The 19,846-nt window shown below is 44.4% G+C and carries 22 protein-coding genes; 11 read left to right on the forward strand and 11 right to left on the reverse strand.

Translation table 11 applies throughout. The annotated features are described in order from the left end of the window. The first annotated feature begins 96 nt into the window (after positions 1 to 96). Entirely contained in the window at positions 97 to 1,449 is a 1,353-nt protein-coding gene (locus tag MMY95_RS12245; RefSeq protein ID WP_003643033.1) for an FAD-dependent oxidoreductase, read from the forward strand. Positions 1,450 to 1,507: 58 nt separating this feature from the next. Here the strand turns inward: MMY95_RS12245 and MMY95_RS12250 are convergent, their stop codons facing one another. Beyond that, on the reverse strand, positions 1,508 to 1,981 hold the full coding sequence (locus MMY95_RS12250) for a GNAT family N-acetyltransferase (protein WP_003643547.1): 474 nt from the start codon (positions 1,979 to 1,981) through the stop codon (positions 1,508 to 1,510). Positions 1,982 to 2,833: 852 nt separating this feature from the next. Here MMY95_RS12250 and MMY95_RS12255 point away from each other — a divergent pair. Further along, on the forward strand, positions 2,834 to 3,025 hold the full coding sequence (locus MMY95_RS12255) for a hypothetical protein (RefSeq protein ID WP_022638763.1): 192 nt from the start codon (positions 2,834 to 2,836) through the stop codon (positions 3,023 to 3,025). Positions 3,026 to 3,134: 109 nt separating this feature from the next. Here MMY95_RS12255 and MMY95_RS12260 read toward each other — a convergent pair whose 3' ends face one another. Together MMY95_RS12260 and MMY95_RS12265 are read right to left on the reverse strand one after the other, a co-directional pair. Continuing rightward, the gene (locus MMY95_RS12260; protein WP_053267498.1) at positions 3,135 to 5,051 is read right to left on the reverse strand and encodes a M13-type metalloendopeptidase; all 1,917 of its coding nucleotides are present in this window, start codon (positions 5,049 to 5,051) and stop codon (positions 3,135 to 3,137) included. A 310-nt stretch (positions 5,052 to 5,361) separates the two neighbouring features. Further along, a complete protein-coding gene (locus MMY95_RS12265) occupies positions 5,362 to 6,027 on the reverse strand; it encodes a Crp/Fnr family transcriptional regulator (protein WP_053267499.1) in 666 nt (221 codons plus the stop codon). 200 nt (positions 6,028 to 6,227) lie between these two features. On the opposite strand from MMY95_RS12265, the gene MMY95_RS12270 reads away from it, so the two are divergent. The 3 genes from MMY95_RS12270 (at position 6,228) to MMY95_RS12280 (ending at position 7,348) form a co-directional block, all read left to right on the forward strand. Further along, complete coding sequence (locus MMY95_RS12270) at positions 6,228 to 6,449, forward strand: heavy-metal-associated domain-containing protein (protein ID WP_024272221.1); 222 nt, start codon at positions 6,228 to 6,230, stop codon at positions 6,447 to 6,449. A gap of 12 nt (positions 6,450 to 6,461) precedes the next feature. Next, a complete protein-coding gene (locus MMY95_RS12275; RefSeq protein WP_053267500.1) occupies positions 6,462 to 7,016 on the forward strand; it encodes a DNA starvation/stationary phase protection protein in 555 nt (184 codons plus the stop codon). A 128-nt stretch (positions 7,017 to 7,144) separates the two neighbouring features. Then, positions 7,145 to 7,348, forward strand: a complete 204-nt coding sequence (locus MMY95_RS12280) for a hypothetical protein (protein WP_003645582.1) — start codon at positions 7,145 to 7,147, stop codon at positions 7,346 to 7,348. Positions 7,349 to 7,447: 99 nt separating this feature from the next. Here the strand turns inward: MMY95_RS12280 and MMY95_RS12285 are convergent, their stop codons facing one another. Together MMY95_RS12285 and MMY95_RS12290 are read right to left on the reverse strand one after the other, a co-directional pair. Then, on the reverse strand, positions 7,448 to 7,717 hold the full coding sequence (locus MMY95_RS12285; RefSeq protein WP_104796010.1) for a metal-sensitive transcriptional regulator: 270 nt from the start codon (positions 7,715 to 7,717) through the stop codon (positions 7,448 to 7,450). Between the two features lie 23 nt (positions 7,718 to 7,740). Next, a complete protein-coding gene (locus MMY95_RS12290) occupies positions 7,741 to 8,061 on the reverse strand; it encodes a thioredoxin family protein (RefSeq protein WP_003643543.1) in 321 nt (106 codons plus the stop codon). A gap of 384 nt (positions 8,062 to 8,445) precedes the next feature. Here MMY95_RS12290 and MMY95_RS12295 point away from each other — a divergent pair, with 384 nt between their 5' ends. Beyond that, complete coding sequence (locus tag MMY95_RS12295; RefSeq protein ID WP_003645580.1) at positions 8,446 to 9,198, forward strand: MIP/aquaporin family protein; 753 nt, start codon at positions 8,446 to 8,448, stop codon at positions 9,196 to 9,198. A gap of 153 nt (positions 9,199 to 9,351) precedes the next feature. Here MMY95_RS12295 and MMY95_RS12300 read toward each other — a convergent pair whose 3' ends face one another. Further along, positions 9,352 to 11,256: a heavy metal translocating P-type ATPase gene (locus tag MMY95_RS12300; protein ID WP_053267502.1), complete on the reverse strand. Its 1,905-nt coding sequence runs from the start codon at positions 11,254 to 11,256 to the stop codon at positions 9,352 to 9,354. A gap of 950 nt (positions 11,257 to 12,206) precedes the next feature. Here MMY95_RS12300 and MMY95_RS12305 point away from each other — a divergent pair. After that, positions 12,207 to 13,178, forward strand: a complete 972-nt coding sequence (locus MMY95_RS12305; protein ID WP_053267503.1) for an SGNH/GDSL hydrolase family protein — start codon at positions 12,207 to 12,209, stop codon at positions 13,176 to 13,178. A gap of 97 nt (positions 13,179 to 13,275) precedes the next feature. Here MMY95_RS12305 and MMY95_RS12310 read toward each other — a convergent pair whose 3' ends face one another. From MMY95_RS12310 to MMY95_RS12325, 4 genes are all read right to left on the reverse strand, one after another. Continuing rightward, positions 13,276 to 13,971: a YdcF family protein gene (locus tag MMY95_RS12310; RefSeq protein WP_003643017.1), complete on the reverse strand. Its 696-nt coding sequence runs from the start codon at positions 13,969 to 13,971 to the stop codon at positions 13,276 to 13,278. Next, positions 13,972 to 14,685 carry a demethylmenaquinone methyltransferase gene (locus tag MMY95_RS12315; protein ID WP_003645523.1) on the reverse strand — a complete coding sequence of 238 codons (714 nt, stop codon included), beginning with the start codon at positions 14,683 to 14,685 and terminating at the stop codon, positions 13,972 to 13,974. It lies immediately after the preceding gene. A 267-nt stretch (positions 14,686 to 14,952) separates the two neighbouring features. Next, on the reverse strand, positions 14,953 to 15,906 hold the full coding sequence (locus MMY95_RS12320) for a Dyp-type peroxidase (RefSeq protein WP_053267504.1): 954 nt from the start codon (positions 15,904 to 15,906) through the stop codon (positions 14,953 to 14,955). A 160-nt stretch (positions 15,907 to 16,066) separates the two neighbouring features. Continuing rightward, a complete protein-coding gene (locus MMY95_RS12325; RefSeq protein ID WP_015826091.1) occupies positions 16,067 to 16,645 on the reverse strand; it encodes a TetR/AcrR family transcriptional regulator in 579 nt (192 codons plus the stop codon). Positions 16,646 to 16,764: 119 nt separating this feature from the next. On the opposite strand from MMY95_RS12325, the gene MMY95_RS12330 reads away from it, so the two are divergent. The 4 genes from MMY95_RS12330 (at position 16,765) to MMY95_RS12345 (ending at position 19,407) form a co-directional block, all read left to right on the forward strand. After that, the gene (locus MMY95_RS12330) at positions 16,765 to 17,766 is read left to right on the forward strand and encodes an amidohydrolase family protein (protein WP_104796006.1); all 1,002 of its coding nucleotides are present in this window, start codon (positions 16,765 to 16,767) and stop codon (positions 17,764 to 17,766) included. A gap of 13 nt (positions 17,767 to 17,779) precedes the next feature. Then, positions 17,780 to 18,091: a DUF2316 family protein gene (locus MMY95_RS12335; protein ID WP_011102157.1), complete on the forward strand. Its 312-nt coding sequence runs from the start codon at positions 17,780 to 17,782 to the stop codon at positions 18,089 to 18,091. 21 nt (positions 18,092 to 18,112) lie between these two features. Further along, entirely contained in the window at positions 18,113 to 18,706 is a 594-nt protein-coding gene (locus tag MMY95_RS12340) for a nuclear transport factor 2 family protein (RefSeq protein ID WP_053267506.1), read from the forward strand. Positions 18,707 to 18,873: 167 nt separating this feature from the next. Then, on the forward strand, positions 18,874 to 19,407 hold the full coding sequence (locus tag MMY95_RS12345) for a helix-turn-helix transcriptional regulator (RefSeq protein ID WP_072533880.1): 534 nt from the start codon (positions 18,874 to 18,876) through the stop codon (positions 19,405 to 19,407). On the opposite strand, the gene MMY95_RS12350 is transcribed toward MMY95_RS12345, so the two are convergent. Then, positions 19,400 to 19,726, reverse strand: a complete 327-nt coding sequence (locus tag MMY95_RS12350) for a DUF5626 family protein (RefSeq protein WP_053267507.1) — start codon at positions 19,724 to 19,726, stop codon at positions 19,400 to 19,402. The two genes, MMY95_RS12345 and MMY95_RS12350, sit on opposite strands and share 8 nt — an antisense overlap. Positions 19,727 to 19,846 lie beyond the last annotated feature (120 nt).

Consider the following 19,846-nt stretch of genomic DNA (forward strand, 5'->3'; position numbering starts at 1 on the left):
CGTTTTCTTTTTACTTTAGTACAATGTAATTGTTACCAAATACATGTTGCACAAGCATGATTGTGAATATAAACACATTTAAGGAGCGATTTAAAAATGAAAGTTATTGTAATTGGTTGTACCCATGCCGGCACTGCTGCCGTTAATCAGATTTTAGCATCAAATCCAGATACTGAAGTGACGATTTATGAAAGAAATGACAATGTCTCGTTCCTATCCTGTGGGATCGCACTTTACCTTGGCGGCCAAGTTGCTGATCCTCAAGGCCTATTTTATTCCAGTCCTGAACAGTTAGCTAAGTTAGGCGCAACTGTTCATATGCAACATGATGTGACGGATGTGAATACTGACAAACATGAAATTACGGTTACTGACTTAAAGACTGGTGAATCTAAGACTGATCACTATGACAAGTTAGTTGTCACTACTGGTTCATGGCCTGTTATTCCACCAATTGACGGCATCGATAGTCCCAATGTCTACTTATGCAAGAACTGGACGCACGCTCAGAATTTATGGGAAGCAGCCAAACCAGCTAAGCGGGTCATTGTGATCGGTGGCGGTTATATCGGTACTGAATTAGTTGAAGCTTACCAGAAGCAAGGTAAGGAAGTCACACTAATTGATGGTTTACCACGGATTTTAAATAAATACTTAGACAAAGAATTCACTGACCGGGTTGAACAAGACTTTGTTGATCACGGTATCAAGATGGCTTTGAATCAAATGGTGCAAGGCTTCAGTGATGATGGTAAAGAAGTTACGGTCAAGACTGACAAGGGCAGCTACACAGCCGACATGGCGATTCTTTGTGTTGGCTTCCGGCCAAATACCGGCTTACTCAAGGGCAAGGTCGATATGAACGCTAATGGCTCGATCAAGACCAATGACTACATGCAAACTTCTGATCCAGACATTTACGGGGCTGGTGACTCGGTTGCTGTTCACTATAACCCAACTAAGAAAGATGCTTATATCCCATTAGCAACGAATGCGGTTCGCCAAGGAACCTTAGTTGGTTTGAACATCTTCAAGCCAACGCGGAAGTACATGGGGACACAATCAACTTCTGGGTTAATGTTGTTCGGCCAAACCATCGTTTCATCTGGGATGACCCTAGAACATGCACAGGCCGAAAATGTTCCGGCAGCCGCTGTCACTTTTGAAGACAACTACCGGCCAGAATTTATGCCAACCACTAAGCCTGTTTTAATGCAATTGGTTTACAATCCTGAAACTCGCGAAATCCTAGGTGCACAATTCATGAGTGAACATGATGTTTCGCAATCAGCCAATGTGATTTCAGTGATGATTCAAAATCACAATACCATTGACGACTTAGGGTTCGTAGATATGTTCTTCCAACCAATTTACGACCGGCCATTTAACTATTTGAACTTACTTGGTCAAGCAGCGATTGCCCATGCGGCCGAAGCTGTCACTGAATAATAAGTTAAAATAACGCGATGCTTACCTTGCTTCATGAAGGTAGCATCGCGTTATTTGTTTATTGGTGATAATTGAATGTTAAGTGGTCGGTGGTACTAAAGTTAAGGCCAGCCAGTATTTGTGCCATTAGGTCATCGTGCTTTGGTAAAATCAATGTGAGTCGGTTCAACTTTAACTCAACGGTACCAAATGCCACCAACCGTTCTAAGATTTCCCTGAGCGTAGTTACTTGCTGATAAGTAGCAGTCAGGTCAACACTGAGAGTTGCTTCATGCTTAGCCGTATCGATTGGGGCAAAGCCGACCTGACCGACGAACGCATTCGTGTCTCGATCCGTTACGCCCCAAACAAGCTGGTGGTCATGAAAAATCTCGCGCATGGTGTGGTTAATTTGTGCAGCGGTTGTTTCCATAGTGGCTGTCGCATTGCTGGTCTGATATAAGTTGAAAACGTCGATAACGCGCACCTTTGTTAACCAATCGAACGTATAGTGTGGCGTTAGAATGGGATGATACTTTTCAAATTGTGACATAGTGCCTCCTTTAAAATGCGTCATGAATATTTAGTAATTCCTATTGTACTAGTTAAACTGTTATGAATCATGATTAAAACGTGCCATTTAGTTGGCTTACTGTTCGTCAGCCGGTGAGTGTCCTATTCCGACCTCCGGGGCTGGGTGACAATTGCTGGAACGTAAGCCGACGTCGATTTGAGCTAACGCCCAGCCCGCGTCATCTCAAATACGAGTCTTATTCTAAGCCGGAAGCAACCCACTTCCGACTAAGAATAATTTGGCTACTGAGCATTGTCACCCAACCCCTCCGGTCGGTAAGCCGCTCGAATGGCAGATGAACAGCCACTTAACTTGGTACAATTTGTCGTTGGCTATTTTGATATTGGAACTTTAGGTGAAATATCAGAGTGCCTTCTTCACTTTGCCAAAACGTTCAGTTGTTACTACGGCGATTCAGAATAACGAGCTATCACAATATCATTTTTAGCCTAACAGTTGATTGACAAAATTACTGTTTATAAGAAACAACGACAAAGCCATCAAAAACTGAGTACGCACATGTCCGCCATTCGAATACTGTCCCGACTGGAAGGCGTTTCGGCCAATGCTCAGCGGTGAAATTCCACTTAGCAAGCGTCCTTGGCTTGGTTAGTGGAAGACCAGTATTTAAGACGTGGTCTTCGGCTTAAATCTGTGTCCACTGCGTTCCAGCAATTGGCAGAAATGCCTGGAAGTCGGCGTAGGACGAACTAACTAAGCAAGTTTACGCTAACTCGAACTGTTTCCAGCGAACCTAAACTGGCTGATTTTGAACTCAAAAAATGGCACGTTTTAATCATAGTTAATGCTAGTTGTTTTCGATGGTTACCAGTGTCCAAATATGCTGATTTAAGCGTCAAGTGGACTGGGATTGCCTTGTTGATGACCCTCGCTGAAAATGGCGTTAGGTCGACTAATAACGCGTCTGCTGGTGTGATTTGCGGTGCAGTCGTGATTGAGACTGGGTCACAGTCCAATAACGATGTAACGGCATCAGACGACAGTTCTATTGTAATATACTAACGCGTAATTTGAATGAATAAGACCCATAATGATGGAACAGATAAAAGACCGACTAACAAGCAATCGCACCGCTTGTTAGTCGGTCTTAGTGTTCAATGATTAAAGCTTTTTACCAGATTTTGACCCGCTTATCTGGTGCCAAATACATGGCATCATCGGGTTGAATGTCGAAGGTTGTGTAGAAATCATCTAAGTTCTTAGGTTGTACGTTTGCTCGGAGCTTAGCTGGAGCGTGGACGTCGATTGAAAGTAAGAGTTGCATGTATTCAGTCGTGGCCTTCATACGCCAAACCATGGCCCAGTTAGTGAAGAACGCACTCAAATCAACGTCATCTTCGCCCTTAGCAGCTTCTTCCGCGCAACTTAAGCCTCCCGCATCGGCGATGTTTTCGGATACGGTCAACGTCCCGTTAACTTTCGCACCAGCAAAGTCTAAGCCATCGAATTCACTGATCATGGACTTGGCAAGTTCCTTGAAGTGGGCAGAATCTTCCTCGGTCCACCAATTATGCAAGTTACCGAATTCATCAAATAGGGCACCATTGTTGTCAAAAGCGTGCGAGATTTCATGAGCAATAACTGCACCAATACCACCATAGTTAGCGCTAGAAGATTGTTCTAAGCTGTAGAAAGGTGCTTGTAGGATAGCAGCTGGAAAGACAATAATGTTCATAAATGGGTGGTAGTAAGCATTGACGGTGTCCGCACTCATTTCCCAACGGGTCCGATCAGTGGCTTTGCCCCACTTTGAGAACATGTCTTGGCGTGCCAAACGGTTAAAGTGGAGGACATTGCTCAATACGTTGCCACCTTGTTCGGGCGTGTGCGTCTTGAATTTCGTGTAAATCGTTTCTAGTTTATCAGGGTAACCGACTTGAATGCCGAGTTTATCAAGCTTGGTCACGGCTTTAGCACGCGTATCTGCGCTGAGCCAAGTGTTCGCTTGCAACCGGCGTTTGTAGACGGCAATCATCTTTTCGACCATCTGATGAACGTCCGCTTTGGCCGCTTCACCAAAATACTTGTGGCCGTAATAGAGTCCAACGACTTGATCAAAAGTTCCGGTAGCTAGATAGTAGGCACTCTTAGCTTGGTTCCGCGGTTCTTTTTGACCAGACAATGCCCGTGAATAAGTCGTGGCTAATACCCGCATTTCATCACTGAGGTAACCACTGTACCGTTGAACGAGCTTAGCCTTCATCCAGTTCTTCATCAGACCGAAGTTATCAGGATTGACTACTTCGTTAAAGTGATCGAAGAAGGCGGGTTCTGGCAAGATGACGAGGTCGGGATTACCATCGATGACGGAGTAGGTGATGGCGGCTAAGTCTAAATAACGACTAGTGTTAACAAAATCGTTGAATTTGCGAGGATTATACATCTTACTGTAATCGGCCGACTCTTCTGCGGATTTGATCCACGGAACGATCAAACGATCGAATTGCAGCGTGTCATCAACGATTTTTTGTGCTTCGTCCTTTTCGTAACCAGTTTTTTGCAACAGTTCGGTCATCATTTTAGCGTAAATTGCTAGTAACTTAGGGCCGGCCTGGTTGCCTTCGTCGTAGTATGTCTTGTCTGGCAAGATAGTCCCAGGTGCTTGGGCAAATAAGGCGTTGACCTTGGTATTTTTCATATCAGCGTCGACATCCAAGCTGAATGGTAATGGGAGGCCGTCGTAGATCCAATCGGGCATCCGTTGTTGTAAGTCAGCAAAGTCGCTTAAACTATCAATTTGCTTGAGACACGGCAGAATTGGTTCCGCACCATTGGCATTGCGTTGGTCGAAATCTTTAGCTAAGCGGTAAAACTTAATGAATTCGGTTAGCTGAGGATCGCCGGGGGTAACTGTTCCCGCCGCCATTGCATCAAAGTCATGCATTAACGTTTTTTCAATGGCATCAACTAAGTCCATAAAGCCCCCGGTTGAAGAATGGTCATCCGGAATGACGGCGGTTTTGAGCCACTCGCCGTTGACGGCATCGTAGAGATCTTGTTTTACTGCTGCTTGATTAATGGTTGCCATTAAATCCACTCCCTAATAAATTTTCTAATACTAAGTTAATTATACCTTAGATTATTCTCAGTGGTATCATCTGGTACCGACTCAGTAAAAAATGATACTAATCATCTTAATAGTCCCGAATCAGTAGCGGATGGGTTGTGAATGTTAATGTAAAGGGCAAGATTACTTCTGAATTATCGGCATGCAGGAGCTGTTAGTGCCTGTAAATCACCTTATGAGGCAGTGTGATGGTTGACGTAAAAGCCCCCGGATGACTAACGGTGATTTCGCTAGTCATCCGGGGGATTAGGGATAATTTAATTAGTAGTCATTATTCAGTTAATAATAGCTGGTCGGCATCGTTAATTTCGATGACCTTGCCAGGCTTTTGCGTAATTAGGCCTTGACGCTCGAATAAGGCGAGCTTACGGCTGATGCTTTCAGGGGTGGTGCCGAGGAACGTCGCCAGGTCCTTTTTCTTTAATGGCAATTTAAACGTGTCGGTTTTGAGCGCTGCCGCTGTTTCAGTGATATAGTTCGCTAAACGGGCTTCGACGGATTCAGTGGCCGTGCTGGTTGTTTGACGTTCCAGTTGACTGAGACGTTTGCCAAAGACGTTTAAGACGTTGATGCTAATACTTGGATATTTTTGCATCAAGTCTTGAAAGTCTGAACGGCGAATACTGCAAACATCCGTCGGTACTAAGGCTTCACCGAATGAGGTTCGCCGTTGATTTTCAAATAAGGCAGCTTCGCCATCGATATCACCAGTTTGTAATAGGTATAGGAGCTGCTCACGACCATTGGCGGCTAACTGATAGACTTTAACCTGCCCATTAGCAATAATCATCAGTGAATCCAGTGGATCATCAGCACCAAATAAAGTGCTACCGGCTGGATAGTGGTGGTGACGAACGATCGATTCGATGGTGTCTAATTGTTCACTACCGAGTTCGCTAAAAATTGGGACTAACTGCACACATTCATGTTCTGCCATAAGGCCCACCTCCTGAATAAATTCACCCTAACTATAACAGATTTTGCTTGGTAGATAGGGTTTGACGTTTTAAATTTCCTACTGTTTTAATAACTATATTGTAGCGTAAAACTTTTTTGAATTTCTTGACGGCCGTCAAGTTCTGGTCAATCAAATCCGGTTATGATAGAACCATCAAATGAACGACACGGAGGTAATTGATTATGAAAATTATTATGCAATTAGGAACGTTGACTTGCCCATCATGCATGACCAAGATCGAAAAGGCCGTTGCTAACCATGACGGCGTTGAGAATGTTAAGGTGCTATTCAATGCCAGCAAGGTCAAGGCTAACTTTGATCCTGAAGTGACGAATGCCGATGATTTGGCACAAGTTGTTACCGGACTTGGTTACGAAGTTGAAAACGTCAAGGTTAAGTAGGAGGAATAAACGATGAGTGAACTAACGATCGACGAACAATACGCAGCGGAATTAAAACAGAGTGACATTGATCACCATGTCCCAACAGCGGGCGCAATGACGAATCACATTTTATCTAACTTAATGGTTGCTTACGTTAAGTTGACCCAAGTGAAGTGGTACGTTAAAGGACCACAATCATTGGCATTGCGGACAGCATATCAACGTTTGTTAGATCAGAATGTCCGTCAGTTTGCTGAATTAGGCGAATTACTCCTAGATGAAAACCAGAAGCCATCTTCCACAACGGCTGAATTAACCAAGTATTCCATGTTGGAAGAAAATGGGGCTTTCAAGTATCAATCTGTTGATGAACTCGTGGCCGCAACAATCAAGGATTTTGATACGGAAAACCTATTCGTTGACCGGGCTATCAAGCTTGCTGAAAAAGAAACCCGGCCGGCACTGGCAGCTTGGTTAGTTGCTTATCGTGGCAGTAACAATCGCAATATTCGGGAATTACAAGCTTATCTTGGTAACGATGCTCGAACTGGTTTGGATGAAGAAGATGAGGATGACGACGATTAGGTCGTTGTCGCTGAAGAATTAAACGCTCTGGATAGCGATTGTGTGGGCAAACTATCCAGGGCGTTTTTGCTATTACAACGGGCCTGCGCTATACTAACGACAATTAAATTATATGGGAGGGCCCCGAGATGGCGATTAGCGACATTGTGATGTGGACATTTGTCTTTATTATTGCGACTGGGTTCGTAACGGTGATTTCAACGGCGGTACTGTTGAAGCGAGCAAAACGAGCGCCCAAGGATGCCGAGCAGTCCCACAGTGATGACGACGATGACTGGAAAAAAGATGATTGGAACCATGATGACTGGAAAAAGGGAGATTGGAAAGATTGACTCGATAAGTTGCCTGACAGATACGGTGCTTAACTGAGTCAACTGGCACTAAAAAGACGGTATAACCAACTGAGATTGGCGACACCGTCTTTTTTGGCGTTATTTGGTTTTTAGCAGTAGATCCAAGGAGTGTTCAAGATTCTGAACATCAGCCGTGGTCATCGCATCTATACAATTATTAATATTACGGGCGATGACGAGTTTCATGGCCTTGTCGATACTTGATTTCACTGCTGAAAGCTGAACCAAGACATCTTCGCAAGGACGATTTTCGTCCATCATACGCAAAACGCCGTCCAGTTGACCAGCCGAGCGTTTTAGCCGGGTCTTGATCTGCTTGCTAGTGACATATTCTTCAGTAGTTGCCATGATTCATGATGCCCCCTTCGTAATTAAGCAAGTGCTTTTTTGAGTTCGGCTTCAAAATCAGGCTTAGGACGTGCTCCGACCATGTGACTGACGACTTGGCCATCTTTCTTAATCAGGAAGGTTGGAATTCCTTGAACTTGGAATTGACTGGCCGTAGCTTGGTCATGGTCAATATTCAATGAAACGAAGTTGACCTGGTCCTTGTAAGCGGGGTCTTCAGAAAGGGACTTAAGAATTGGGTCCATCATGCGACATGGTGGGCACCAGTCTGCGCGAAAATCAATAACGGCGATACCAGTATCTGTTTCTTTGGCAAAATCTTGGTCATGTATTTCTTTAATCATTTTAGTTGACTCCTTTAGTAAGTATTTGTCACTAAACAATATACCCCCATAGGTATACACGAGCAAGTATTCTGCTTCTGGCCGTGGAGGGATTTAAAAAGGACTGATGTATTGGGTAATTAGATAATAACGATTTGTTGTGGAAGCTAGCGTCACCTGAGAATCTTCTAGTTGTGATCGCGAGCATTAACGTTGAAGATCTCATGTTGACGCGAGCGTGTTATATTAGCGCTTCATAATTATACAACCCAGGGTATCTGGTAGAATTATGTTGAATTATTAGAAACCGCTTATTTAAGCAAAATAAAGCGTTTACATAAACAGTTTTATCTGGTATCTTCAAATTATCATAGATGCTCGGTACCATACGAGGAGGATTTACAGATGACAGGTTCATGGGAAGCACGCTACGCCGCTGAATTTTTTGGCACGCTGATCCTAGTACTACTAGGTAATGGTGCTGTCGCTAACGCATTCCTGAAGAACACGACTGGTAACGATGATCCAGGACTCGCCAATGGAGGATGGCTCCTGGTTGCATCGGGATATGGACTGGGGGTCATGCTCCCAGCCATGATGTTTGGCTCGATTTCTGGTAACCATTTAAACCCCGCGATTACGATTGGGCAAGCCGTGATTGGAATCTTTCCCTGGGCGCACGTTGCGCCTTACTTAATCTGGCAATTTCTAGGAGCAATTGCAGGCCAATGCTTGATTTTGGCACTGTACTGGCCCCATTATCGGCAAACGACTGATAATGAGGCAGTCTTAGGGACGTTTGCAACTAGTGATCATGCGAACAGTCAGTTAAACGGTTTTGTTACGGAAATGGTTGGAACCGCAGTCCTGATTTTTGGTGCCATGGGATTATACCGCGGGATGTTTTTTCATCAAAATATCGATATCGCCAATATTGGCGTTGGACTTTTGATTGCTGCCATGGTTATTTCGTTAGGAGGTCCAACCGGTCCGGCCCTAAATCCGGCCCGTGACTTGGGACCACGGCTAGTACACGCGTTATTACCGGTGCCGAACAAGGGTAGTTCTCACTGGGAATATAGTTGGGTTCCCGTGGTTGCCCCAATTGTTGGTGCCGTTATTGGAATTTGGATTTATAAGATCTTTTTTGGTTTATAATCGCAATTAATTAACCGAGCGTATTTATGAAATTATTATTGGTCTATCATTTTTGATTGCAATATGATAAAACGGTTCGCTGACTAGCTGGGGAAGACTAGTCGGCGGACCGTTATTTTTTGCTAGGCCTGTAACCAAGTTGGGGAGACTTGATTAAGCTGTGGCTGCTTGAATGGTTTTAGTTGGTTGGTGCTTGTCGAACTTGGTTTGGAAATTGATTAACCGCATAGCGTTGAAGATAACGACTAAGATACTAGCTTCATGGACAAACATCCCACTGGCCATGTAGATATAACCGAAGATTAGCCCAATCAGTAGGAAGGCCACGGTGGTAATGGCGATGAAGATGTTTTCACGAGTGTTCAAGACAGTTTTCTTGGCGAGACCGTGGGCGTGTACTAATGCGGGGAAGCTTGATTGCATCAAGACGACATCGGATGTGTCGATGGCAACGTCAGTCCCACTACCCATTGCGATTCCGATATCGGCGTTAGCGATTGAAGGACTGTCGTTGATGCCATCTCCAATAAAGGCGACCATGTTACCGGCTGCTTTTAGTTTCTTAACGTATTCGACTTTTTCTTCTGGCAAGAGGTTGGCGTGAACTTCATCTAGGTTCAATTCGTTGGCAACGGCTTGAGCGGTGAGTTCATTGTCTCCAGTTAACATAACGAGTTTCTTGATTCCTTGGGCTTTTAATGCGGCGAGGGAATCCTTCACGCCTGGACGAATCGTATCGGCAATCCCGAAGATGAGTTGAACTTGTCCGTCGACTGCCATGATAACGGTTGATTGACCACCAGCTTGTAAATCATTGAGATCTTTGAGTTGAGTAGGATTTAGTTTGATATTATGAGCCGTCAACATTTTTTGATTACCAATGACAACTTCTTGCTTACCGACTTGTGCACAGATTCCTTGGCCCTTAACGGTTTCAGTGTCATCTAGGACGGGAGCGACCCCCGCTGACTGCTGGTCGGCATAACTGACGATTGCTTGGCCTAACGGATGGTCGGAAACTCCCTCAATAGCGGCAGCGAGAGCTAGTTGATTATCCGCATTGTTTGTGTAAGTGTGCATGGTTGTAACGGCAGTGTTACCTTCCGTTAAAGTACCGGTCTTATCGAAGACCAGGGTATCGACTTTGGCAAAAGTATCGACGACTTCACCACCCTTGATCAGGATACCACGCTTGGCACCATTCCCGATTCCGGCAACGTTTGACACTGGGGCACCGATAACTAAGGCACCTGGGCAACCGAGAACCAGTACCGTGATTGCTAAGCGGAAGTCACGGGAGAAGGCGAAGACTAAGACTGCTAAAACGAGGACGGCAGGCGTATAATATTGAGCAAAGCGGTCGATGAACTTTTCAGCTTTGGACTTGGTATCTTGAGCTTCTTCAACCAATTCAATAATTTTGGCAAAAGTCGTGTCGTCGCCAACCTGAGTCGCTTTGATCTTCAGATAGCCATTTTCAACCATTGTTCCTGAATAAACCGAATCATCGAGTTGCTTGTTGATTTGGCGTGCTTCACCCGTAATTGAGGCTTCGTTAAGGTAACCGTTACCTTCAACGACGATCCCGTCAACGGGAACCTGGCTCCCAGTTTTAACTAGGACAACGTCACCTTCGTCCACATCATCAACGTCGACTTCTTCGGTGCCATCATCAGTAACTAAAGTTGCGGTAGTTGGTGACATGTCAGTCAAGCCTTTGATTGCGGTCCGCGTCTTCTGCAAGGTCTTGCTTTCGAGATAGGAGCCAAACAAGAAGAGGAAAGTAACGATTGCGGATTCGTTGAATTCACCAATAATGAATGCCCCAATCACTGCGATACTAACTAACAGTTCAATACTGAAAACTTTGTTCCGAAGTGCGCTCCAAGCACGAACCGCAATCGGAATGACGGCAATAATTGAAGCAACTGCTAGAATGACTTGGTAACCGAGCGTAAATTGTAAGAGATATTTACTGAGCATCCCAAGGACAATCAGAATCCCCGTAACTAATGTAATTTGATTCGTATGTTTAGTGAGAAATAATTGGAATTTCATAATTTGCAACTCCTTATTTGATTTGATGACCCTAGTATAGTGAGTTCAGCTTGATGGCAACTTGATAGGCGTCAAGTTTTGCAAAATAACAGTATTAATTCTGGATTGCTGGCAGTGATTATGATTAAAACATGCCATTTTTTAAATTCAAAAGCAGCCAGCTTAGACCCACTGGAAACAGTTCGGGTTAACGTAAACCTGCTTAGTTCGTTCGTCCTACGCCGACCTCCAGGCATTTCTGCCAATTGCCGGAACGTGGTGGGCACAGATTTGAGCCGAAAAAACACGTCTTAAATACTGGCCTTTCACTAACCAAGCAAAGGACGCTTGCTAAGTGAAATTTCACCACTGGGCATTGTCAGAAACGCCTTCCAGTCGGGACAGTATTCGAATGGCAGACGGAGATGTATCCAACTTTTATTGGACTCATCATTTTTCTTTATAAACAGTAATTTTGTCGAGCAACTGTCAGGTAGAAGGTAACATTTTGATAGCTCACTATTTCGAAATCACTATAGTAATAATCGAACGTCTCGACAAAGTGGTTAATGTAACCTTAAAGTCTCGTTTAAAATTCCATTATCAAAATAGTCAACGACCAATTGTACCAAGTTAAGTGGCCGTTCATCTGCCATTCGAGCGGCTTCCCGACTGGAGGGGCTGGATGACAATGCTCAGTAGCCAAATTATTCTTAGTCGGAAGTGCCTTTCTTCCGGCTTAGAATAAGACTCGTATTTGAGATGACGCGGTTTGTGCGTTAGCTCAAATCGACGTCGGCTGCGTTCCAGCAATTGTCATCCAGCCCCGGAGGTCGGAATAGAACGCTCACCGGCTGACGAACAGTAAGCCAACTAAATGGCATGTTTTAATCATGTTTCATGACAAGTTAACGGAAGAATAGGTAGGATGATCAAGTTTGAGTAAAAAAGAGGTATAGGAGGGAAAAAACGTGGATTATCAAATAACGCAGGCCAATCAACCCTTGATGCCGGCATACTTTCAGGGGCGTTGGGCGGTCAAGCAAATTGCGGATCGAGACGTGATGTATAGCACTAATTTGGGTGCTGAAATCGATTTTCAAGTCACTGATGCTAGTTTTGTGCGGTTGACATTCTTGCCGTTGGCGTATGAGCTACCGAGTTGGGTGGCGATTCAGATTGATGGCTTGCCTTTTCAACGGCAGGCGGTGACGAATGACCCCCTATGGTTGACACTGGATGGTCGGCCTCACGTGGTACGGGTAGTTTTGAGTGGTAATACTGATGAGGACCGTGTGTGGGATGGCAATCAAGGTTTTGCAGTGAAAGCCCTGACGACAGATGGTGAGTTACAGCCAGTTCAGTTAGGCCGACACAGCGTGACGTGGATTGGGGATTCACTGACGGCCGGTTGCTGGGTCATGGGTAAGTACCCTGCCGAAGATTATCGCGCGGAAGCCAACTATGCGGCGGTTGCGAGTGACTTGTTGAATGCACGGAATGTCCGCATTGCTTATAGTGCCGTTGGTCTCAGTAAACCAGGAACTGGTGGCGTACCGGTACTGCCGGAGGTTTTAACAGCCGTGGATAGTAAAACGACGTGGCAACCAGTACCCACGGATTTAGTTGTGATTAATGTTGGTACTAATGATCGGCACACGGATGATACGACGTTCACGGTAGTTTTGCGTCGCTTCCTTAATCAGGTGCAGACGCTTTACCCGAATAGCCGGCTTGCTGTAATGATCCCGTTTAATCAGAATTTTGCAGCGATTATTCGCGCGGTCGTGGCCGAATTTATGCAATTGCAACTCATTGAAACGGCTACTTGGCAACTCAGTACCACGGACGGGGTGCATTTAGATTTAGCTGGCTCCCGGATGGCGGGCGAATTAACAGCACAAGCGTTGCGGACACAGTATCCAGATGTTTTTAAATCGTGATCAACCCATCTTATAAAAATCCCGTTTTACTGTAGCGATGTTCTGCTGCAGTGAAACGGGATTTTTTGGTGGCACTACTAGATTTTAAAAATAAACGTTAACGCTGGCGGTGTAGTGATTGCGACTGTAAATACCGGGCCGCAGCGAGCACCTTTTCGGGAATATCCACATGGGCGATGAAGCCCTGACCACGGGGACCATAACCGTTGGGGGTATCCACTAGGCGTTGAAATTCACCGAGTAAGAGTTCAGTAAAGTAAGCGGGTTGCCAGCCAGCTAATATTGTGTTTGGCGTAAATTGCATTGGTTGTAGCCGGTTTAATTGCAAGGTCGCCGGCGCATAGCGAATAAAGTTGGCATTGGGCCAATTGGCTGAGAACGTTAGGGTAGTCCGCCGCGCGAGTAACGGGTCTTGTACGAGTAGGACGTGGCGCCAATCGGTGGGGGCTAACGCGCGGGCATGCGTGGCATTGCTACCAGTATTGGTAGAAGTCTTGTCGAGGCGGATACTACCTTGATAGCCAGTCTTTCGAACAAGCGTCGCCATCAACTCAGCCTCACTAGCTTGAGATTTTGGCAGGTTTAAGTTTTGCCGCAAATACTTAGTGGCGTGGCCGATGCCGCCCGCAATAATGAGTAGTGGTAATTGATAGTCTTGGGCTAACTGGCCCGCTGCAGTGGCTGTTGCTGGGAGGCTGTTGCCACAAAGGACCAGACCATCGAGGTGCTCAGGCAAGGCGGTGGTGTGTGTCAACCAAGCCAGACATTGATTGAAAGCGGTCAGTTCGTCCAATTACTTGGCCTCCTTAGTCCCAAAGTGAGCCGCTGCGGCTCCAAAGTTGAACCGTTGGAAGTGAACATTTTGAAAGCCTGCTTGCTGAAACATCGTTGCTAACTGTTGGTAGCTTGCAAAGTGACGAGTGGTTTCCTGTAAATAGGAATATTCCTGATATTGATGGGCGAATAAGCGCCCGAATAGTGGGACTACTTTTGTGAAATACCACTGCCAGACCGGTTTAATCAATGGTTGATCGGGTTGAGACGTCTCTAAGCAGACTAAGCGAGCCCCCGGTTTTAGTACGCGATAAATTTCAGTTAAAGCTTGGGCTTTATCAGGCAAGTTGCGGAGCCCGAAGCCAATCGTGACGAGGTCAAAGGTGTTGTCCTTAAACGGAAGATGCATCGCATTGCCGCGGCGCAACCAGACCCGATCGGCAACCTGTTGCTGGGTCACTTTTTGTTGTGCCAGTTTTAACATTGGGGCTGAAAAGTCTAATCCGATGACTTCACCGGGTGCCTGTAATTCTTTAGCCAGCGCGATCGTCCAATCACCCGTACCACAACAGAGGTCGAGAACATGGGCGTTAGGCGCTAAATGGATTTGGGCCATCGTTTGCTTGCGCCAATGACGATGCGTTCCGAGACTGATGATGTTATTCATCCGATCATAGTTCGGCGCGATGGTGTCGAACAAACCTTGGACATTATGTAAATAGCGATTTGCCATAAATGATACCTCCTGATAGTTGCTTTACTTACTACTATAGCAGATGTTGGTTGCCAGTTACCGTGAAAAGGAATGATAATCAATATAAAGCCACGATATTGAGTTCGCTGCTGTCAATATTGTTCGTGAATAAACCGTTAAACTAAAGTTAAAACAACATAAAGGCAGTCTCGATCGGTATGTATTAAGTACCAATCAAGACTGCCTTTTTTAACAGCGTGTTCCTAGTCGAAGCCTTAACGTCAAAACGAGTACGCTAGTAATAGCTTAAAAATCATTATCTGCAATTTGAGCGAACAGGTCACGTGATGGGATGAAGAACGCTTGTCCGGATAGTAAAGTTGAGAAAGTTAGTAAAAAGTCACTTTGGTCGATCATGTTTTGCAGCATGCCTTTGGTAACCGTCCAGTGACGGGCATAACCAATGAAGTACGTCCCTGTGTTACCAGCTGCTGGATTGGAGTACGGGACATTCATCCGAACGATTTTTTGTTCGACACCATCAATTTCCAATTTTGAAGCAACGTTGTGAGCATTCTTAAACTTGTCTTCGTCTTCTAACTCGAAGTCGCTGAATTTTTCGCGGCCCACGGCTTTTTCCTGATCCTCGGTGTGCATATGTTCCCACACGGGCATATCATGTTGCCATTTCTGTGCAAAGGCGTAAGAACCGTTGATGAACTGGGGGTCTTCGTCACCAACTAAGGCATAATCAGCGGCATCTTCTACGGCCGGCGCTTCCGTACCGTCGATAAAGCCAATGATGGCCCGGCCCTCGAAGTAACGAAAGCCTTTCGTCTCATCGAGGACGGTCGTAATTGGCGCTAAGACCCGCTGGAACTGCGTTTGGCATTCGTAGACGACCGCTTCGTTGCTTGCGCGAATGTGGAAGAAGAGGTCGCCGGGTGTTGCTGGCATGGTGTATTTGGGTCCACTTAAGGTGGTGTAGGTTTCTAATTCTTTAGGTTTGGGTGCGCCAGGAAACAGGTAATCCCAAGCGGCACTACTGATGCCGATGCTAACTTTTAATTGGGTACCAGTTTCAGGTTTGGCGTCCCGGATGCGTAATGAGCGAATGATGGCTTGTGACCGATCTGCAAATTCTTGAAAGACTTCACGGTCGTGTTGTTGATCCTGCCGATTTAATTGAAGAACGGTAAATTGAACGTGCTCACCGACATCCTTCCAGACATCTTGGGCGCGATTTGGATTGATTGGCATGGTATATTTCCTCCATAAATTGTTTGATATTGTTAGCGTACATGGTGGTACGGGTAGCGTCAAATAAAGGCAAACGGCGGGTGTGAATAATGACGACATTCGCCAGCATCAGGGGTAGGCGGCCAAACTAACGTGGTGTGTATCCTAATCACTAAACGGACTAGTCGGTTGGAATCGTTGGTGCTTGTAAGACATTAGGAATTAATTGAATAAATAGCCGGTAAGTCTCAATTTTGCTGAGTGTTGGCTGTGTGGTTGCAAGTTGCCAAGCTAACTGGTGAAGACAGTTGCCGAGATAGGTTGCCATAAAATGCCGTTGCTTAGGATGGATGGCTAAGCTAGTTAGTAGCTGTTGGGCAAAACCAACCTCTAATGGGATGACCCGCTCGCGACACTGGGCCCATGACACGAGTAAGGGGAGGCCCAGATGTGCACGAATCGTCGTGACGATCGCACCAGTAATGGTCGCGTAAGATGTTGTCGTTAAGTCATTCAACGCTTGTCCTAATTGTTGTAAGGCAATTAAGTATTCAATCACAATGATATCTTCAATATCCTGGTGATGACGATAAAAAGTGGCACGTCCAACGTGGGCATCCAGACAAAGTTGTTTGACAGTCAACTCGTTGAAGGACTTTTGAGCCTTAAAATTCGCTTGCAGGGCAGTAATCAATTTACGATGAGTTTGATGAGTTCGCTGATCAATATGCAATTGATTGTTCATAATTAATTTTGTCATATGTTAATGATACACCAGGTTGCGATATGTCTCAAAACGTCCCTTTTTTAGCATATGAAAGCGTCTATAATAGCTGTCACAGTTAGATATAACTGACCAATTAAGGAGATTGTGGACTAATGAAATTAATTACCGTTGAAGAGCATTTTGAATCGGCAGCTGTGACTACCGCAATGCGTCAAGCTGTTGGTAACGCTGCGTTACCAACAGTTAGTCCAGCGCTACGCCAGTACATGCGGGACAATTTACCGAATCCTGCAATTATGCAAGACACCCAGCATGAACGTCTGGCATTTATGGCTCAATATGGCATTGATATGCAGGTGTTATCTTATGGTAATTCATCACCACAGAACTTATCGCCGGAACAAGCAGTTCCACTCTCACAATTAGCTAATGATGAATTAGCGAAAGCAGTGGTAGCTCATCCTGATCGTTATGCTGGGTTAGCCGTTCTACCAGTTGGTGATCCGCAAGCTGCGGTCGCTGAATTAAACCGAGCGGTGACGACGCTGGGATTACGGGGTGTGTTGCTGAAGGAAAATTATCAGAATAAATTTTTTGATGAGCCATTCTTCTTACCAATCTTTGAAGCATCTGCGACGCTTGATGTCCCCGTGTATTTTCACCCCTCATTTATTCCGCAAGCAGTAACGAGTCATTATTTTGAAAGTAACCAATGGTCTGACGTTGTCACGGGGATCTTATCATCTGCCGGTTATGGTTGGCATATGGATGTTGGGATTCAAGTGATACGGATGATTGCTAGTGGTATTTTTGATAAGTTGCCTGGTTTGAAGCTCATTTCAGGACACTGGGGCGAACTAGTCCCACTATTTTTGGAACGTTTGGATGATGAGTTAACAACATATACAGACTTGCAGTATCCGTTTAGTACTTATTATCGGCATAATGTGTACGTGACGCCAAGTGGTATTTTGAGTGCGCCTCAGTTGCAATTTATGTTAGCGGAGATGGGGGCGGATCACCTGATGTATTCGATCGATTACCCGTATAAGCAGCCGGAGACGAGTGGAAGTTTCCTGGATATCGCCGACTTGACCGATGAACAACGGGCTCAAATCGCGTTTGGCACGGCAACCACGTTATTTAAATTATAGGAGGAACGAAATAATGTCATTAAACGCACAACAAATGCAGGCAACCCGGGATGAATTACAAGCTAACTTTGCGTTGACTGGTCTTACGAAAGCCCAGGTAGCTGATGATTTAGCGATTAGTGCAACTAAGCTCGATCACTTATTTGACTTAACACAACAATCTTTGAACGATCCGTGGATCTTACGTAATTATTTGATTGAAAAGGTGGAAGCAGGCGGGAAGACGCCGGTGCCATTTACGGCATTAAGTGGCGACTGGCATCGTCATTGGTTTTTGAATAGCGTTGTCATTGATCGCCGCGAAATGTCGGCCGGTGATTGCTAAAATGATTGGAGGAAATCGTCAATGAGTAACGGAACTGATATGGCACTAATTAGTGAACTAGTGGCCCGTGAGCGCTTATTTCGTGCCCGGCATAACCCTGAAATCCGAGATTGCTATTACGCCGACGCGACTGTGGCAACTAGTTGGCAACAAGGACCACTAAGTACATTTATTGGCGCAGAATCGAAGGAAGTTGATCCGCGCTTTGTTATTGTGGGGAGTGTCAGTACGCCTGTCGTTCATCTGAATGGTAATAAGGCATACGTGGAACTACCAACCACGACGCATATGCGCATGATGGTCAATGGTACTTTAGCGGAATTAGAATCTTATCGGCGACTGATTTATCGCGTCGAACGCCGTGATACTAAGTGGAAGATTAGTCGATTGACCTCAATTAACGAAAGTGATAATTTACGACCAGTCATTGCGGGACAGGATTTACACGTGATACCTCAAGATTTTAACGGTTTACGACCCTCGTATCAATTCCTGGCCTATGTCCGACAAGCTGCCGGTGGTCAAATTAGTCAGGATTTATTAGGGACGGATCGACCGGAAGAAGTTGAGCGATTGTACAAGGAAACGAATGCGTGGTTGCGAGCTGGAGTATAGTTGAATATGAAGTTAGCGGGCTATCTGTTAGAACGATAGCTCGCTATTTTTTGTCTGGTAAATACATATTGTGAAGAAACAAGGTACTTGATATTCTCAGAATATTCAATTATTTAAAGTATCCTAATTAGAGAAATAATCAATAAGAATTTAGGAGTGTAAAAATAATCGAACACGATTTAGCTCACCAACTCAAAGCAGCAAGAATTGACAAAGGTTACTCACAAAATGATATTGCAAATATCCTAAATATTACTAGACAATCAGTTTCAAAATGGGAACGGGGATTGGTATATCCTGATTTAGATAACCTTATTCGTTTAAGTGATATTTATAGTATTCCGGTTGATAATTTAATTAGAGTTAACCATAAGAAACAAGTAGTTGAGCAAAAAGATACTGCTAACGTAAAAGTTAGTCATGAAAATTTGAAGGTTGATAAAGTTAATGTTTTAAAGTATCAAAATGTGATGAAAGGGTTGCTCTTGATGATGCTTTCAATTATTTCAACATTAATTGCACCTATTGGCGTTTTGATACCTAGTTATGTGATATGGCGAAATAGTAAGCATAATATTTTATACAAATCAATCATTGCTGTTTCAATTATTGCAATAGTTGTTAGTCTTGTAAATTGTTTTGTGATATACAATGATAATTTTTCGTGGAATAATAAAACGACAGTATATCCGATTAAGTAGTCGAGATGAATAATTTTTTGTTTTTTATCTTTGCAATTAACTTAATAATATAATTTACTGTCCCAACCTTTTTGACCATTCTTAGAGTTACTTTACTATTGCTGTTTCGAATGATTTTTCTACTGACAATTTTGCCAATGTAAGAAAATGTTTTAATGTGCGAAACTTTGATGATCTTGTTTCCTTTTGTTTTAATATCGTAGTTTGCCCTCCAGGATAACGAAGATGTGTGTGCTACGTGTAGATTGGCAGCGCTAGCTGGTAATTCAACTGAAAGAATTATAGTGAGTGTTAACATAATAGTAATTATTTTTTTCATTAACTTAACCTCCTATCGAGTAGGTTAAGTTAATGAAAATCTTTAGATAAGAACCTAGTAGGCTATGACCTATACCCCCAAAGTTAAAGTAAAAGCTTTAGCTTTGGAGGTATTTTTTAT

It is taken from the genome of Lactiplantibacillus sp. ME-2 (genome assembly GCF_022549155.1).
Lineage (GTDB): Bacteria > Bacillota > Bacilli > Lactobacillales > Lactobacillaceae > Lactiplantibacillus > Lactiplantibacillus plantarum.

Bases quoted from the DNA above. Each gene is read 5' to 3' on its own strand.
- MMY95_RS12245 (WP_003643033.1), top strand. From the start codon at position 97: ATGAAAGTTATTGTAATTGGTTGTACCCATGCCGGCACTGCTGCCGTT.
- MMY95_RS12250 (WP_003643547.1), bottom strand. From the start codon at position 1,981: ATGTCACAATTTGAAAAGTATCATCCCATTCTAACGCCACACTATACG.
- MMY95_RS12260 (WP_053267498.1), bottom strand. From the start codon at position 5,051: ATGGCAACCATTAATCAAGCAGCAGTAAAACAAGATCTCTACGATGCC.
- MMY95_RS12265 (WP_053267499.1), bottom strand. From the start codon at position 6,027: ATGGCAGAACATGAATGTGTGCAGTTAGTCCCAATTTTTAGCGAACTC.
- MMY95_RS12275 (WP_053267500.1), top strand. From the start codon at position 6,462: ATGAGTGAACTAACGATCGACGAACAATACGCAGCGGAATTAAAACAG.
- MMY95_RS12280 (WP_003645582.1), top strand. From the start codon at position 7,145: ATGGCGATTAGCGACATTGTGATGTGGACATTTGTCTTTATTATTGCG.
- MMY95_RS12285 (WP_104796010.1), bottom strand. From the start codon at position 7,717: ATGGCAACTACTGAAGAATATGTCACTAGCAAGCAGATCAAGACCCGG.
- MMY95_RS12290 (WP_003643543.1), bottom strand. From the start codon at position 8,061: ATGATTAAAGAAATACATGACCAAGATTTTGCCAAAGAAACAGATACT.
- MMY95_RS12295 (WP_003645580.1), top strand. From the start codon at position 8,446: ATGACAGGTTCATGGGAAGCACGCTACGCCGCTGAATTTTTTGGCACG.
- MMY95_RS12300 (WP_053267502.1), bottom strand. From the start codon at position 11,256: ATGAAATTCCAATTATTTCTCACTAAACATACGAATCAAATTACATTA.
- MMY95_RS12315 (WP_003645523.1), bottom strand. From the start codon at position 14,685: ATGGCAAATCGCTATTTACATAATGTCCAAGGTTTGTTCGACACCATC.
- MMY95_RS12320 (WP_053267504.1), bottom strand. From the start codon at position 15,906: ATGCCAATCAATCCAAATCGCGCCCAAGATGTCTGGAAGGATGTCGGT.
- MMY95_RS12325 (WP_015826091.1), bottom strand. From the start codon at position 16,645: ATGACAAAATTAATTATGAACAATCAATTGCATATTGATCAGCGAACT.
- MMY95_RS12330 (WP_104796006.1), top strand. From the start codon at position 16,765: ATGAAATTAATTACCGTTGAAGAGCATTTTGAATCGGCAGCTGTGACT.
- MMY95_RS12335 (WP_011102157.1), top strand. From the start codon at position 17,780: ATGTCATTAAACGCACAACAAATGCAGGCAACCCGGGATGAATTACAA.
- MMY95_RS12340 (WP_053267506.1), top strand. From the start codon at position 18,113: ATGAGTAACGGAACTGATATGGCACTAATTAGTGAACTAGTGGCCCGT.
- MMY95_RS12350 (WP_053267507.1), bottom strand. From the start codon at position 19,726: ATGAAAAAAATAATTACTATTATGTTAACACTCACTATAATTCTTTCA.